This is a genomic window from Tabrizicola oligotrophica (genome assembly GCF_011008935.1).
In the GTDB taxonomy this organism is placed as follows: Bacteria; Pseudomonadota; Alphaproteobacteria; order Rhodobacterales; family Rhodobacteraceae; genus Tabrizicola_A; species Tabrizicola_A oligotrophica.
The window spans coordinates 131552-146416 of the sequence record NZ_JAAIVJ010000008.1 but is presented as its reverse complement, the minus strand read 5'-3'; the positions used below and the strand labels follow the sequence as shown (position 1 = coordinate 146416).

The following is a 14865-nucleotide window of genomic DNA, read 5'->3' as shown; positions in this document are numbered from 1 at the left end:
GCCCCTTTGATAGCCCGGCGCGCGGCCTGTCAAGCGCCTCCGATCGCAGGGCCGCGCGCCGCGGCTGGCAGAGGGCTGACCCGGCGCGGCGCCCCGCGGGATCGGCAAACTTGCCCAGCCCGCGCTTTGCCCCTATCACCGGGCGCATGACCCAGACCCTTCCTCCCGAGCTTCCCCCCGTGCGCGGCACGCTCACCCCGAACCGGCCTCTGGCCGAGTTGACCTGGCTGCGTGTCGGCGGGCCTGCCGACTGGCTTTACAACCCGGCGGACGAGGCCGACCTGGCTGCGTTCCTTGCCGGGCTGGACCCTTCGGTTGCAGTGTTCCCCATGGGGGTGGGCTCCAACCTGATCGTGCGCGATGGCGGCATCCGGGCAGTGGTGATCCGTCTCGGGCGCGGCTTCAACGGCATCGCGGTCGAGGGCGACACCGTCACGGCAGGGGCGGCGGCGCTGGACGCCCATGTCGCCCGCAAGGCAGCCGAGGCGGGGCTGGACCTCACGTTCCTGCGCACCATTCCGGGCTCGATCGGCGGGGCAGTGCGGATGAACGCGGGCTGCTATGGCTCCTACGTCGCCGACAATCTGGTCGAAGTGCGCGTGGTCACGCGCGCGGGCGAAATTCGGCGAATTTCGGCGCCCGATCTGCATCTGGCCTATCGCTCTTCGACGCTGCCGGAGGGCTGGGTGGTCGTGTCGGCCACCTTCCGGGCGGATCGCGGCGACCCCGCTGCGCTGGAGGCCCGCATGACCGACCAGATCGCCAAGCGCGATGCCAGCCAGCCGACCAAGGACCGCTCGGCCGGCTCTACCTTCCGCAATCCGGCCGGGTTTTCCTCGACCGGCCGCGCCGATGACGTGCATGATCTGAAGGCCTGGAAGGTGATCGACGCCGCCGGAATGCGCGGCGCGCGCCTTGGCGGGGCGCAGATGAGCCCGATGCACTCCAATTTCCTCATCAACACCGGAGGGGCGAAGGCCGCCGATCTGGAAAATCTGGGAGAGGAAGTGCGAAAAAGGGTTTTCCAACAGAGCGGTATCACGCTAGAGTGGGAAATCATGCGGGTCGGCGAACACCTTCCCGAATAACCAAGATCACGGGGGAAAACCCCCGGGCTGAGGCAGTAAGACATGGCGGGAACATCCGGGCGGATGGTCTCCAAAGTGGCGGTGTTGATGGGTGGGCCTTCCGCAGAGCGGGAGGTGTCTCTGTCATCCGGGCGTGAATGCGCCAATGCCCTTCGGGAGGCCGGATATGAGGTGGTCGAGGTCGATTGCGGCCCCGATCTGGCCGCGCGCCTTGCCGAAATCAAGCCGGATGTCGCCTTCAACGCCCTGCATGGCCGTTGGGGTGAGGATGGCTGCGTGCAGGGCCTGCTGGAATGGCTGCGCATCCCCTATACCCATTCGGGCGTGCTGGCCTCGGCGCTTGCGATGGACAAGCAGAAGGCGAAAGAGGTCTATGTCGCCGCCGGTCTGCCCGTGGTGCAAAGCAGGCTCGCCAGCCGCGAGGAGGTCGAGGCCCGCCATGTGCTGCCGCCGCCCTATGTGGTGAAGCCGAACAACGAAGGCTCGTCGGTCGGGGTCTATATCGTGCATCCCGGCTCGAATGCGCCGCGGCTGGCCGAGACCATGCCCGAGGTGGTGATGGTGGAAACCTATGCGCCGGGCCGCGAGATGACGGTGGCGGTGATGGGGGATCGTGCGCTTTGCGTGACCGACATCCTGACCGAAGGCTGGTATGACTATACCGCCAAATATTCCACCGGCGGCTCGCGCCATGTGCTGCCGGCGCAGGTGCCGCAACAGATTGCCGACGCCTGCATGGACTACGCCCTGCGCGCCCATGTCGCGCTGGGGTGCCGGGGGGTCAGCCGCACCGATTTCCGCTGGGACGAGGCGCGGGGACTGGCCGGGTTGATCCTTCTGGAGACCAACACCCAGCCGGGCATGACGCCGACGTCGCTGGCGCCCGAACAGGCGGCCTATTGCGGCATTTCCTTTCCCGAGCTGTGCCGCTGGATGGTGGAGGATGCCTCGTGCAACCGCTGAACCGCCAGCCTCCGCCCCTGCATGCCCCGCGTCGCGGCCTGAGCGGCGCGATGGTGGGGGCCGCGAAAGGGGCGGTCATCGGGGCGGCGCGCGGCGCTGCGATGGGGGCCTCGGGCGAGGCCCGGCCCGCCGAGCCGAAAGGCGCGCGCCGCCACGATCCGGCACCGAGCTACTGGGACTACAAGATGCAGCGGCTGATGCTGACGCCGGTGTTTCGGGTGCTGTTCCGCGTGGGACTGCCGGCGCTGGCGATCACGGCGGTGATCGGCCTTGTGCTGGCCAGCGAAGGCCGCCGTGCGGCGATTGCCGGCGGCATTGCCCAGATCACCGACCAGTTTCAGGCTCGTCCCGAGTTTCGCGTCAGCCTGCTGGCGGTCGAGGGGGCCTCTCCCGATCTGGCCGACGCCGTGCGGGCGCGGCTGGCCGTGAGCTTCCCGGCCTCGTCCTTTGATCTTGATCTCGACGTGCTGCGCGAACGGGCCGAGGGGCTTGACGCCGTCGCGGGGGCCGAGCTGGCGGTGCGGTCGGGCGGGGTGCTGCAGGTGACGATCACCGAGCGCGAACCGGCGCTGATCTGGCGCCGCGCCGAGGGGCTGACGCTGCTTGATGCCACCGGCCACCGCGTCGCGGGGCTGGCCACCCGGGCCGACCGGCCCGATCTGCCGGTGATCGCGGGCGAGGGGGCCGATGCCGCCGCCGCCGAGGCGCTGGAGCTGGTCGATGCCGCCGGACCGCTGATGAAACGGCTGCGCGGGCTGGTCCGCCTGGGCGAGCGGCGCTGGGACATGGTGCTGGACCGCGATCAGCGCCTGATGCTGCCGGCCGACCGTCCGGTGCAGGCGCTGGAGCGGCTCTTGGCGCTGGATCAGGCCGAAGACCTGCTGGCCCGCGACCTTGCCGCGATCGACCTGCGCAATGAACACCGCCCGATCCTGCGTCTGGGCGAAGATGCCTTGCTTGAGGCCCGCCGCGCGCGCGGGCTTGTTCCTGAAGAAAAGAAAGCGGAGAGCGACCTGTGACCGATCTCTACCAATCCCAGCGCGCCATGCGCGCGCTTCGCCGGACCGCGATGCAGCGCGGCGTGGTGGCCATTCTTGACGTTGGCACCTCGAAGATCGCCTGCCTTGTGCTGCGCTTCGACGGCGGTGATCCGGCGGCGGACAGCGACGGCGTCGGGCCGATCGCGGGGCATGCCGGGTTCCGGGTGATCGGGGCGGCAACCACGCGGTCGCGCGGGGTGCGCTTTGGCGAAATCTCGGTGATGAACGAGACCGAACGCGCCATCCGTACCGCCGTGCAGGCGGCGCAGAAGATGGCGAATGTGCGGGTCGACCATGTGGTCGCCTGTTTCTCGGGCGCCGAGCCGCGCAGCTACGGGCTGGCGGGCGAGTGGGACCTGCAGGATTCCGTGGTGTCCGAACAGGACGTGGCCCGCGTGCTGGCCGCTTGCGACGTACCTCCCCTGGGCGAGGGCCGCGAGGTGCTGCACGCCCATCCGGTCAACTTCGCGCTGGACCACCGCACCGGCCTTGGCGACCCGCGTGGCCAGATCGGCAACCGGCTTGCGTGCGACATGCATCTCTTGTCGGTGGACGCCTCTGTCATCCAGAACCTGCTTTACTGCATCAAGCGCTGCGATCTGGAACTGGCCGGCATCGCCTCGTCCTCTTACGTCGCGGCGATCTCGTCGCTGGTCGAGGACGAACAGGAACTCGGCGCGGCCTGCATCGACATGGGCGGCGGCTCGACCGGGATTTCGATCTTCATGAAAAAGCACATGATTTTCGCCGATGCGGTGCGCATGGGCGGCGATCATGTGACTTCCGACATCTCCAAGGGCCTGCAGGTGCCGATGGCGGTGGCCGAGCGCATCAAGACCAAGCACGGCGGCGTGCATGCCACCGGCATGGATGACCGCGAGATGATCGAAATGGGCGGTGACTCGGGCGACTGGGAAAAAGACCGCCGTCAGGTCAGCCGGACCGAGCTGATCGGCATCATGCGGCCGCGGGTCGAGGAGATTCTGGAAGAGGTCCGTGCCCGTCTTGACGTGGCCGGCTTCGACACCCTGCCAAGCCAGCAGATCGTGCTGACCGGCGGGGCCTGCCAGATCCCCGGCCTTGATGGCCTCGCCAGCCGCATTCTGGGCGCGCGGGTCCGCATGGGGCGGCCGTTGCGGGTGCAGGGGCTGCCGCAGGCGGCGACCGGACCGGCGTTCTCCAGCGCCGTTGGCCTGTGCCTGTTCGCCGCCCATCCGCAGGACGAATGGTGGGATTTCGATATTCCCGCCGAACGCTACCCCGCTCGGTCGTTGAAAAGGGCCTTCAGATGGTTCAAGGACAACTGGTAACCCGCAACATCCTGCGGCACCGGCAATATCCCGCTAAGGCAGTCGCAAGTCGGCCCATATTTTGTGTGGTACCGCGTTTTTCGCGTGACCTCGGGCATGCTTGTGGATAGAATCGTGGATAATTCGGCAAATCGCGGCCCGGGGACAGGACGCGGACAGATCGATACGGCAACCGGCGGCGCGCACCGCTCATAATAAACAGGCGGACAGAACATGGCATTGAATCTGATCATGAGTGATGCTCGCGAAGAGCTGAAACCCCGCATCACCGTTTTCGGTGTGGGCGGCGCCGGCGGCAATGCTGTCAACAACATGATTGACCAGCAACTTGAGGGTGTCGAGTTCGTCGTGGCCAATACCGATGCGCAGGCGCTGCAGCAGTCCAAGGCGGTCTCGCGCATCCAGATGGGCGTCAAGGTGACCGAAGGTCTGGGGGCCGGCGCGCGCCCGACCGTCGGGGCCGCCGCCGCCGAAGAGACCATCGAGGAAATCGTCGATCATCTGGCGGGCGCGCACATGTGCTTCATCACCGCCGGCATGGGCGGCGGCACTGGCACGGGGGCTGCCCCGATCATCGCGCAGGCCGCGCGCGAGCTGGGTGTGCTGACCGTCGGCGTGGTGACCAAGCCCTTCCAGTTCGAAGGCAACAAGCGGATGCGACAGGCCGAAGAGGGCATCGCCGCGCTGCAAAAGGTTGTCGACACGCTCATCATCATTCCGAACCAGAACCTGTTCCGTCTGGCGAATGAGCGCACCACCTTCACCGAAGCTTTCGCCATGGCCGACGACGTGCTGTATCAGGGCGTCAAGGGCGTGACGGATCTTATGGTGCGCCCCGGCCTTATCAACCTCGACTTCGCCGACGTTCGCGCGGTGATGGACGAGATGGGCAAGGCCATGATGGGCACTGGCGAGGCCAGCGGCGAAGACCGCGCAGTCCAGGCAGCTGAAAAGGCCATTGCCAACCCGCTTCTGGATGAAATCAGCCTGCATGGCGCCAAGGGGGTGCTGATCAACATCACCGGCGGCTATGACCTGACGCTGTTCGAACTGGACGAGGCTGCGAACATCATCCGCGAAAAGGTCGATCCCGACGCCAACATCATCGTCGGCTCGACGCTGGATACCTCGATGGAAGGCACGCTGCGGGTTTCGGTCGTGGCGACCGGCATCGACGTCACCCAGGTCAAGGCGGAAATGCCGGTGGCCCGTCGCACCATGGCCGCGCCCTTGCCCGCCAGCTTCACCGCGCCCGAACCCAAGCGCGAAGCGCCGATGACGCTGACAGTCTCGCCGGTGGCAACCCCGGTTGCCGCCGCCCCGGTGACCCCCGCACCCGCCGCCTATGCGCCGGAACAGTCGCTGTTTGACCGCGAGCCCGCTGCCCAGACCTATGCGCCCGAGCCCGAGGATGTGATCGAGAACGATCTGCCGCCTCCGGTCTATCGCCCGCAGGCCGCCGCCGCCGCTCCGCGCCACACCGCGACCTCGGCGCTGGATGCCGATCCGCAAAGCTTTGTCGCGCCGCGGCCGCGCCAGCCCGGCTCGCCCTCGCCCGAGGCGCTGGCCCGTCTGCAGGCCGCCGTGTCGAAAGGCCCGGCGCCGCAACCGGCCCAGCAGCGCGCCGCCATGGCCCAGCCGCAGGCCACCCGCGCCGCGGCCGCCGCGCCGAAGCCCGCCGAAAGCCGCCCGCGCTTCGGCATCGGCGGTCTCATCAGCCGGATGGCCGGTGGCGGTCATGCCGAACCCGCGGCCGAGCGCGCGCCGGTGGGCCGCGCCCAGCCGCCGGTCACCGCCTATGACGACGAGCAGGAACCCTCGGGCGATCAGGACCGGATCGAGATTCCGGCCTTCCTGCGGCGTCAGGCCAACTGAGTCGCGCCGCAGGCGCGATTGCAACAGATGTGACAAGGCCCGGCATAGTCCGGGCTTTGTCATTTTATATCAAGAGCTTGCCGAAGATCCCTGCTGTCACAAACCGTCACAAACTGTGAATTGAGATAAATGCCCGGCAGTCTTACCTAGTGGCCCAAGCAGGGGTCCTTGCGCCTCGCCATTCGGAGCATCCTCAGGTGCAGAACACTCTGGTTCGTTCGGTCAGCTTCCAAGGCGTCGGCCTGCATTCCGGTGCGCCGGCGACGATGGTGGTGCATCCCGCCTCCGAAGATCACGGCATCTGGTTCCGCCGCACTGATCTTGCCGCCAACGCGCTGGTTCCGGCGCAATGGGATGCCGTGGTGCCGTCGAAACTTTGCACCCTGATTGCCAATGCCGCGGGCGTGTCGGTGTCTACCATCGAACATATCATGGCGGCGCTGGCCGGCTCGGCCATTCACAACGCGCTGATCGACATCGACGGGCCGGAAGTGCCAATCCTTGACGGTTCGGCCGCGCCCTTCGTCGCCGCCTTCATCAAGGCCGGTATCGTGGCGCAGGCCGCGCCAGTGCGGGCGATCAAGGTGCTGAAGCCGGTCGAAGTCCGCGACGGCGAAGCGGTGGCGCGGCTGGAGCCGTCCGACATGCTGGAAATCGACTTCCGCATCGACTTTACCGATGCCGCGATCGGCCGGCAGGAAAAGGTGCTGAACATGGCCAACGGCGCCTTCGTGCGCGAGTTGTCGAACAGCCGCACCTTCTGCCGCAATGCCGAGGTGATCGCCATGCGCGAGCGCGGTCTGGCGCTGGGCGGCACGCTGGAAAACGCCGTGGTCTTCGAAGGCGACCGGGTGCTGTCGCCCGGCGGCCTGCGGCATGCCGACGAACCGGTGCGCCACAAGATGCTGGATGCGCTGGGCGATCTGGCGCTGGCGGGCGGGCCGATCCTGGGTCGCTATACCGGCATCCGCGCCGGTCACGCGCTGACCAACCGCCTGCTGCGCGCGCTTTTCGCCGACCCGACGGCCTGGCGTACCCATGATTGCCTTGGCCTTGCCAGCGGCAAGTTGCCGGGTGTCGGCGTGCAGCTTCGGGATCTGCCGCTTTCGGCCTGAAAACTGTTGCCCGGGGCAGCGAAAGCCATTTTGCGCCCCGGATTTTTCTGTGCTACGACAGGCCAGACGACAAGGGCCCCGCGGAGGGCTCCGCTTGATTTGGTGGCGTTGCAGGCTGCGAACACAGGATATGCGGAAGATGGCAGGCGATTTCATGAGTGCGGTGCGGCTGGGTCTTTGCACGGCACTTCTGGCGGGTTCGCTTGCGGCCTGCGGTGCAGGGCTGAAAAGCCAGAAAGACGCTCCGCTGGACGACCTTCCGCCGGAGGAAATCTACAAACGGGGCGAGCTGATTCTGGAAACCGCGCGCAAGCCGGGTGACAGCCTGCGCTATTTCTCCGAGGTCGAGCGGCTTTATCCCTATACCGAATGGGCCAAGCGCGGGCTTATCATGCAGGCCTATGTCCTGCATAAATCCAAGGAATACGAAGAGGCCCGCATCGCGGCCCAGCGCTATCTGGATTTCTATCCCGGCGACGAAGACGCGGCCTATGCCACCTATCTGATGGCGCTGTCCTATTATGACGAGATCGACGAGGTGGGCCGCGATCAGGGCCTGACTTTCCAGGCGCTGCAGTCGCTGCGCGCCGTGATCGAGCAATATCCCGACAGCGAATATGCCAAGTCGGCGATGATGAAGTTCGACATGGCCTTCGATCACCTTGCCGGCAAGGAAATGGAAATCGGGCGCTATTACCTGAAGCGGCGGAATTACACGGCGGCGATCAACCGCTTCAAGGTGGTGGTGCAGGACTTCCAGACCACGACCCACACCGCCGAGGCGCTGCACCGCCTGACCGAGGCCTACCTTGCCCTTGGCTTTACCGATGAGGCGCAGACTGCCGCCGCGATCCTTGGCCACAACTATCAGTCCAGCCCGTTCTACGAAGACAGCTTCCGGCTGCTGAAAGGGCAGGGGCTGGCGCCCGAGGCCAAGGGCACGGGCTGGCTGGCAACCATCTATCGCCAGATGATCAAGGGCGAGTGGTTGTAACGACGTCGGGCAGATTGCCCGGCCAATGGGGCGAAGATGCTGCGCAGCCTTGATATCCGCGATGTGCTGATCATCGACCGTCTGTCCCTGACGCTGGGGCCGGGGCTGAACGTGCTGACCGGCGAGACGGGCGCGGGCAAGTCCATCCTGCTTGATGCCTTGGGCTTTGTGCTTGGCTGGCGCGGCCGGGCCGAGCTGGTGCGCGCCGGGGCCGATCAGGGCGAGGTGGTGGCGGTGTTCGACCTGCCGGCGGGCCATTTGGGCTACGCCATTCTGGCCGAAGCCGGAATTGCCGCCGAAGAGGGCGAGGTGATCCTGCGCCGGGTGAACGGGGCCGATGGTCGCAAGACCGCCTGGATCAATGACCGGCGGGTGTCGGGCGAGGTGCTGCGCGACCTGTCCGACACTCTGATCGAACTGCACGGCCAGCACGACGACCGCGGCCTGTTGAACCCGCGCGGGCATCGGGCGTTGCTCGACGCCTTTGCCGCGGTTGATCCCGGCCCGGTGCGCTCGGCCTGGCGGGCGCGGACGCAGGCGCGCGGCGCCTTGTCCGAAGCGCGCTCGGCGCTGGACCGGGCGCAGGTCGAGGAGGATTTCCTGCGCCATGCCGTTGCCGAGCTGGATAAGCTCAATCCGCTGCCGGGCGAGGAAGCCACACTCGACGCCCGCCGCCGGCTGATGCAGGGCGCCGAACGCATCCGCGCCGATATTGCCCGCGCCCATGGCGCGCTGAGCGAGGGGGCCGAGACGCAGATGCGCGATGCGCTGCGCTGGCTGGAAGGGGCGTCGGACAAGGCCGAGGGGCGGCTTGACGCGGCGATGGCGGCACTGAACCGGGCCTTGATCGAGCTGGGCGAGGCGACGGGTGGGGTGGAAGAGGCACTTCGGGGCCTTGATTTCAACCCTGCGGAGCTGGAGGCGCTGGAAGAGCGGCTCTTTGCCATTCGCGCCCTTGCGCGCAAGCACAACATCCTGCCCGACGACCTTGGCTTTTTTGCCGAGGCCGCGCGTGGCCGGCTGGCGGCGATCGACGGTGGCGCGGCGGGGCTGGCGAAGCTGGAAAAGGCGGTGACCGAGGCCGATGCCGCCTATGCCCGCGAAGCGGCGGCCCTGACGCTGGCGCGGCGGGCGGCGGCCGGGCGGCTTGATGCGGCCATGGCGGCCGAGCTGGCGCCGCTGAAGATGGAGCGCGCAGTCTTTGCCACCGAAATCGCCACCGGCGAGGCCGGGCCGGAGGGCGCGGATGCCGTGACCTTCACCGTCGCCACCAATCCCGGCGCGCCGGCGGGTGCGCTGAACAAGATCGCCTCGGGCGGGGAACTCAGCCGGTTCCTGCTGGCGCTGAAAGTCTGCCTGATGGGCGACAGCCCCGGCATGACGATGATCTTTGACGAAATCGACCGTGGCGTCGGCGGGGCGACAGCCGATGCCGTGGGCCGGCGGCTGAAGGCGCTGGCCGAACGGGCGCAGGTGCTGGTTGTCACCCACAGCCCGCAGGTTGCGGCCAAGGGCGCGCATCACTGGCAGGTGTCAAAGCGGGTGGAGGCCGGCACGACACTGTCGAGCGTGGCGACGCTTTCCGCGGGCGACCGGGTCGAGGAAATTGCCCGGATGCTGGCCGGCGACAGGGTGACGGATGCCGCGCGCGAGGCAGCGCGGGCGCTGCTGGGCTGACTGGCGCCTCCTCGGGCGCCGCCGGCTTCTCGTCGCCAGCGCCCCTCGCGCCGCACGGTCCCGACGAGCGACGATGTCGCCGAGGAGGGGGGCGCAGGCTCAGGCCAGCAGCGTGAAAGTCAGGCTGACCGCCCGCCAGTTCAGCCCGTCGCTGCGCAAGAGCGCCACCAGCATCGCGCCAAAGCGCGGCAGTTCCGCGCCGCTTTCCTCGATCGCTCCCGTCACCACGAAGCGTTGCCGCAACAGCGCCACGTCCGCTGCCAGCGGCAGCACCGTGCCCTTGCCCGTGACCAGGCGGGCACGGGAAAAGATGCCGGCCGCCTCGGCCTCGAACGCCTGCCGCGCCGCCTCGCGCCCTTCGGCCCAGGTGCCGGTCAGGGTCTGCGCGGTGCCGTCCTCGGTCAGGAGATCGGCGAGCGCATCGGCGTCGCGGTCGCCAAAGGCATAGGCAAAGGCGCGGGTGTAATCTTCGGGGGTCATCAACGCACCTGTTCTTGCGGCACCAGTTTGCCGGGGTTCATCAGATCATGCGGGTCAAGCGCCTGCTTGATATGACCCATGATCGCCCAGGCTGCACCATGTTCCGCCGCCATCAGCGGCAGTTTGCCAAAGCCCACCCCATGTTCGCCGGTGATTGTGCCGCCCAGCCGCAGGCTGCGTTCTGCCATGCGGGTGGCCAGCGCCTTGGCCAGATCCTTCTCTGCCGGATCGGCGGGGTCGATGAGCAGGATGGCGTGGAAATTGCCGTCACCGACATGGCCAAGGATCGGGCCGGGTATGCCCGAGGCGGCGATGTCGGCGCGGGTTTCCTCGACCGCCTGCGCCAAGGCCGAGATCGGCACGCAGACATCGGTGACGATGGCAGTGGCCCCGGGGCGGCTGGCCAGAATGGCAGGGTAGGCGTTGTGCCGCATCTTCCACAGCCGGTTGCGGTCCTCCTGCGCCTGCGCCCAGACAAAGCCGGTGCTGCCATGGTCCGCCGCAATCGCGCCAAAGCGTTCGGCCTGTTCGGCCACGCCCTGCGGCGTGCCGTGGAATTCCACCATCAACTGCGGCGCCAGCGGCAGGTCCGCGCCGGAATAGGCGTTGCAGGCGGCCACCGTGGCGGGGTCGAGAAACTCGATCCGCGCCATCGGCAGGCCGGTCTGGATGGTGGCGATCACGCAATCCACCGCCGCAGCCATGTCGGCAAAGCCGCAGGTCGCGGCCGAGACCGCCTCAGGCTGGCCATGCAGCCGCAGGGTGAGTTCGGTGACAAGGCCCAAGGTGCCCTCGGCTCCGACGAAAAGCGCAGTCAGATCATAACCTGCCGCGGATTTCGGCGCGCGGGTGCCGGTGCGGATCACCTCGCCGCCGGCCAGCACCACCTCCAGCCCCAGCACATTGTCGCGCATCGTGCCATATCTGACCGCCGTGGTGCCGGAGGCCCGGGTCGAGGCCATGCCGCCAAGCGAGGCATTCGCGCCGGGATCGACGGGAAAGAACAGGCCGGTGTCGCGCAGCCAGCGGTTCAGCTCTTCGCGGGTGAGGCCCGGTTGCACGACACAGAGCATGTCTTCGGGGTGCACCGCCAGCACCCGGTTCATCTCGCGGAAATCCATCGTCAGCCCGCCCCGGACCGCCAGCGCGTGCCCTTCCAGCGAGGTGCCGGCGCCCCATGGCGTGATCGGCACGCGATGCGCCGCACAAAGGGCAGCGATGCGGGCAACCTCGGCGGTCGTCTGCGGACAGGCCACGGCATCGGGCGGGCCGGCGGCGACGTGGCTTTCGCTCTGGGCATGCAGCGCCCGCTCGGCCGCCCCGGTCGAAAGCCGGGGACCGAGAAGCGCGGCGAGCTCGGCCAGAAGCGGATCGGGAAGCGCCATCGGTGGGCCTCAGGCCCCGCGCGTGGCGACGCGGGCCATTTCTCTGGCCAGATCGCCATAGCCGGTAAAGCGCCGCTCATAGGCCAGCCCCAGCCGCGCCGCGCAATCCTGCGCCTTGGCATCCAGTGCCGGATCGTCGGTCTGGGCCTGATAGACCAGCTTGGTGTAATTGCCGAACATCATCGGAATGAGTTCGGGGTGGCGGTCAAAACCCATCGGGCGCCAGACAAAGGCGTCGAACTGGCGGCACAGGAAGTCGGTCAGGTAGAAGGCGGAAATCTCGTCCTCATGCGCGGCAAAGGCGGCGTTGCCTTCGAAGAACGAATAGCAATGCGGGCCGGCCAGCATCTCGACGCCCAGCTCGCGGCATTTGTCCTGCAAGAGGCCGCCGGTGCCGCAATCGGCATAAAGGATGAAGATCTGCCCGTAGTCGCCGCGCTTTTCCGCAACGGTGCGGGCCACTTCGGCGGTGATCTGGTCGGGGTAGAGGTGAAGCTTGGCCGGCAGGCATTGCAGGTCAAGATGCGTCCAGCCGTTCAGCCGCTTCAGCGCCACCACCTCATGCGCGAGGGCGCCGCAGGCGATCAGGAGAACCTTGCCGCTCCCCGCGCCTTGCAGACCCCGCTCGGTGAGCGTGGCGTCGTCGGGCAGCGTCACGGCCATGCGAAGGCCCGGATGGCAAGGGCGGCCATAAGCGCCAGCAGCGCCATGACGCCCATCGACAGCCCAAGACCCGAGGCCGCCCAGATCGTCAGCCCGGCGGCGACGATCACGGCAAGGATCAGGGCAAGGAAATGCGGCAGGGGCATGGGAGACTCCTTTCCCGTCAATGTGGGGGGCAGGGCGGGGAAAGCCAAGGGGCAAAGCGGCGGGGCGCAAAGCAAAACCCCGGGCGCAAGGGCCCGGGGTTTCGAAGATCAGGTCAGGGCGATCAGGCGCTGAGCTGGTTGTGCTTGCGCGCCACCCAGGTCTTGGCGGTCTCGACCGCCACGGCGGCGTCGCGGCAATAGGCGTCAGCCCCGATGGCCTTGCCGAATTCTTCGTTCAGCGGCGCACCGCCGACCAGAACGATGTAATCCTCGCGCAGGCCCTTTTCCTTCATCGTGTCGATCACGACCTTCATGTAGGGCATGGTGGTGGTCAGCAGCGCCGACATGCCAAGGATATCGGGCTTTTCGGTTTCCAGCGCCTCGATGTATTTCTCGACGCTGTTGTTGATGCCCAGATCCAGCACCTCGAACCCGGCGCCTTCCATCATCATGGCGACAAGGTTCTTGCCGATGTCGTGGATGTCGCCCTTGACGGTGCCGATCACCATCTTGCCCATGCGCGGTGCGCCGGTTTCGGCCAGCAGCGGCTTGAGGATGTGCATCCCGGCCTTCATCGCATTGGCGGCCAAGAGCACTTCGGGAACGAACAGGATGCCGTCGCGGAAATCGGCGCCGACGATGGTCATGCCGGCCACCAGCGCCTTGGTCAGGACATCATAGGGCGTCCAGCCGCGCTCGATCAGGATGTTCACACCCTGTTCGATCTCTTCCTTCAGACCATCGTAGAGATCGTCATGCATCTGCAGGACAAGCTCTTCGTCATTGAGTTCAGAGAGAATGATTTCGTCGTCGGACATGATGCGCTCCTTCGGGGCTTTGGGGCCGTGATGCTGTGAAAGGCGGCTCTGCACTTTGCGTTTTCCGACATGCCCCAAGCGAAAGCCGACAGCAAGCCGAAAGGTCGCAGAAAGTGATTCCCTTTGTTCCTGTTATGTTCTAGATTTTCGCCATGGAAACCCGGCATGAAACCCTGAAACAAGGCCAGCGCCTGCGGGCGCGCGGGGCGGCGTCGAACACCGCGGGGCGGTTCGAGGCCGCGGTCCATGTCGCCTTTGACGATGGCTGGGACCTGCCGGAAACCGACCGGCTGGTCGCAACCGAGGTGCGGCTGGAACGCGCCCGCTCGGCGCTGGCGTGGAACCGCTCGCCCGATCTGCCCTTTGACCGTTCGATCAACCCCTACCGCGGCTGTGAGCATGGCTGCGTCTATTGCTTTGCCCGGCCAAGCCACGCCTTCCTGAACCTGTCGCCGGGACTGGATTTCGAAACGCGGCTGGTGGCGCGGCCGGGCATCGCCGCGGCGTTGGAGCGCGAACTCAGGGCGAAAGGCTACAAGGTGGCGACGGTGGCGATCGGCACCAACACCGACCCCTATCAGCCGCTGGAGGCGACGCATCGGGTGATGCGCGACGTGCTGGAGGTGCTTTGGGCGCATCGCCACCCGGTTGCGATCACCACGAAAGGCACGCTGATCGAACGCGACATCGACCTTCTCGCCCCGATGGCCGCGGCGGGGCTCTTGCGCGTCGGGATTTCGGTCACGACGCTCGACCCCGGGCTGGCGCGAGCGATGGAGCCGCGCTGCCCCGCGCCTGCCCGGCGGCTGGCGACCATCCGTCGGCTGGGCGAAGCCGGCATTGCGGTGCGGGCCATGGTGGCGCCCGTGGTGCCGGGGCTGACCGATCACGAGCTGGAGCCGATCCTTGAGGCCGCACGCGACGCCGGGGCGGTGGCGGCAAGCTACATCGCGCTGCGCCTGCCGCGCGAGGTGTCCGGGCTGTTTCAGGACTGGCTGGCCGCGCATTGCCCGGACCGGGCCGCCAAGGTCATGGGCCGCGTGCGCGAGATGCATGGCGGGCAGGATTATGACCCGGCCTTCGGGCGTCGGATGACGGGCGAGGGGATCTGGGCCGATCTGCTGAAACAGCGTTTTGCCAAGGCGGTGGCGCGGCTGGGTCTGGCAACGCGGATGCCGGCGCTGCGCTGTGATCTGTTCTGCCCTCCGGCCCGGACCGGGGATCAGCTGTCGCTGTTCTGAAGCGATTTCCTGCCAGAAATCGGGCCGGAAAATCTGCATTTTCCGGCCCGGAATTTGCAAAATTCCGTGG

The 14865-nt window shown here is 67.3% G+C and carries 14 protein-coding genes; 9 read left to right on the top strand and 5 right to left on the bottom strand.

All coding sequences use genetic code 11. The annotated features are described in order from the left end of the window. The first annotated feature begins 146 nt into the window (after window positions 1–146). The 8 genes from murB to recN all read left to right on the top strand — a co-directional run bounded on the left by murB (window position 147) and on the right by recN (window position 10062). Window positions 147–1088 (top strand): UDP-N-acetylmuramate dehydrogenase, encoded by a 942-nt coding sequence (murB, locus tag G4Z14_RS13880; RefSeq protein WP_164626733.1) that lies wholly within the window; start codon window positions 147–149, stop codon window positions 1086–1088. A gap of 42 nt (window positions 1089–1130) precedes the next feature. Next, the gene (locus G4Z14_RS13875; protein ID WP_227751740.1) at window positions 1131–2051 is read left to right on the top strand and encodes a D-alanine--D-alanine ligase; all 921 of its coding nucleotides are present in this window, start codon (window positions 1131–1133) and stop codon (window positions 2049–2051) included. Further along, window positions 2039–3070 carry a cell division protein FtsQ/DivIB gene (locus tag G4Z14_RS13870; RefSeq protein WP_321573050.1) on the top strand — a complete coding sequence of 344 codons (1032 nt, stop codon included), beginning with the start codon at window positions 2039–2041 and terminating at the stop codon, window positions 3068–3070. Before G4Z14_RS13875 ends, G4Z14_RS13870 begins: the two co-directional genes overlap by 13 nt. Continuing rightward, complete coding sequence (ftsA, locus tag G4Z14_RS13865; RefSeq protein ID WP_164626731.1) at window positions 3067–4401, top strand: cell division protein FtsA; 1335 nt, start codon at window positions 3067–3069, stop codon at window positions 4399–4401. Before G4Z14_RS13870 ends, ftsA begins: the two co-directional genes overlap by 4 nt. A 213-nt stretch (window positions 4402–4614) precedes the next feature. Next, window positions 4615–6276 carry a cell division protein FtsZ gene (ftsZ, locus tag G4Z14_RS13860; RefSeq protein WP_164626729.1) on the top strand — a complete coding sequence of 554 codons (1662 nt, stop codon included), beginning with the start codon at window positions 4615–4617 and terminating at the stop codon, window positions 6274–6276. Window positions 6277–6473: 197 nt separating this feature from the next. After that, window positions 6474–7391, top strand: a complete 918-nt coding sequence (gene lpxC / locus G4Z14_RS13855; protein ID WP_164626728.1) for a UDP-3-O-acyl-N-acetylglucosamine deacetylase — start codon at window positions 6474–6476, stop codon at window positions 7389–7391. A 139-nt stretch (window positions 7392–7530) separates the two neighbouring features. Beyond that, on the top strand, window positions 7531–8385 hold the full coding sequence (locus G4Z14_RS13850) for an outer membrane protein assembly factor BamD (RefSeq protein WP_227751739.1): 855 nt from the start codon (window positions 7531–7533) through the stop codon (window positions 8383–8385). A gap of 36 nt (window positions 8386–8421) precedes the next feature. Next, window positions 8422–10062, top strand: a complete 1641-nt coding sequence (gene recN, locus G4Z14_RS13845; RefSeq protein WP_164626726.1) for a DNA repair protein RecN — start codon at window positions 8422–8424, stop codon at window positions 10060–10062. Window positions 10063–10161: 99 nt separating this feature from the next. Here recN and G4Z14_RS13840 read toward each other — a convergent pair whose 3' ends face one another. The 5 genes from G4Z14_RS13840 to G4Z14_RS13820 form a co-directional block, all read right to left on the bottom strand. After that, entirely contained in the window at window positions 10162–10542 is a 381-nt protein-coding gene (locus G4Z14_RS13840) for a YybH family protein (protein WP_164626724.1), read from the bottom strand. Then, window positions 10542–11927 carry an FAD-binding oxidoreductase gene (locus tag G4Z14_RS13835; protein WP_164626722.1) on the bottom strand — a complete coding sequence of 462 codons (1386 nt, stop codon included), beginning with the start codon at window positions 11925–11927 and terminating at the stop codon, window positions 10542–10544. Before G4Z14_RS13835 ends, G4Z14_RS13840 begins: the two co-directional genes overlap by 1 nt. A gap of 9 nt (window positions 11928–11936) precedes the next feature. Beyond that, window positions 11937–12590 (bottom strand): DUF1638 domain-containing protein, encoded by a 654-nt coding sequence (locus G4Z14_RS13830; RefSeq protein ID WP_164626720.1) that lies wholly within the window; start codon window positions 12588–12590, stop codon window positions 11937–11939. Next, complete coding sequence (locus tag G4Z14_RS13825) at window positions 12581–12736, bottom strand: hypothetical protein (protein ID WP_164626718.1); 156 nt, start codon at window positions 12734–12736, stop codon at window positions 12581–12583. Before G4Z14_RS13825 ends, G4Z14_RS13830 begins: the two co-directional genes overlap by 10 nt. A gap of 122 nt (window positions 12737–12858) precedes the next feature. Next, the gene (locus tag G4Z14_RS13820) at window positions 12859–13554 is read right to left on the bottom strand and encodes a corrinoid protein (protein WP_164626716.1); all 696 of its coding nucleotides are present in this window, start codon (window positions 13552–13554) and stop codon (window positions 12859–12861) included. 152 nt (window positions 13555–13706) lie between these two features. Between G4Z14_RS13820 and G4Z14_RS13815 the strand changes: the two genes are divergently transcribed. Beyond that, the gene (locus G4Z14_RS13815; RefSeq protein WP_164626714.1) at window positions 13707–14795 is read left to right on the top strand and encodes a PA0069 family radical SAM protein; all 1089 of its coding nucleotides are present in this window, start codon (window positions 13707–13709) and stop codon (window positions 14793–14795) included. The last annotated feature ends 70 nt before the right edge of the window (window positions 14796–14865 follow it).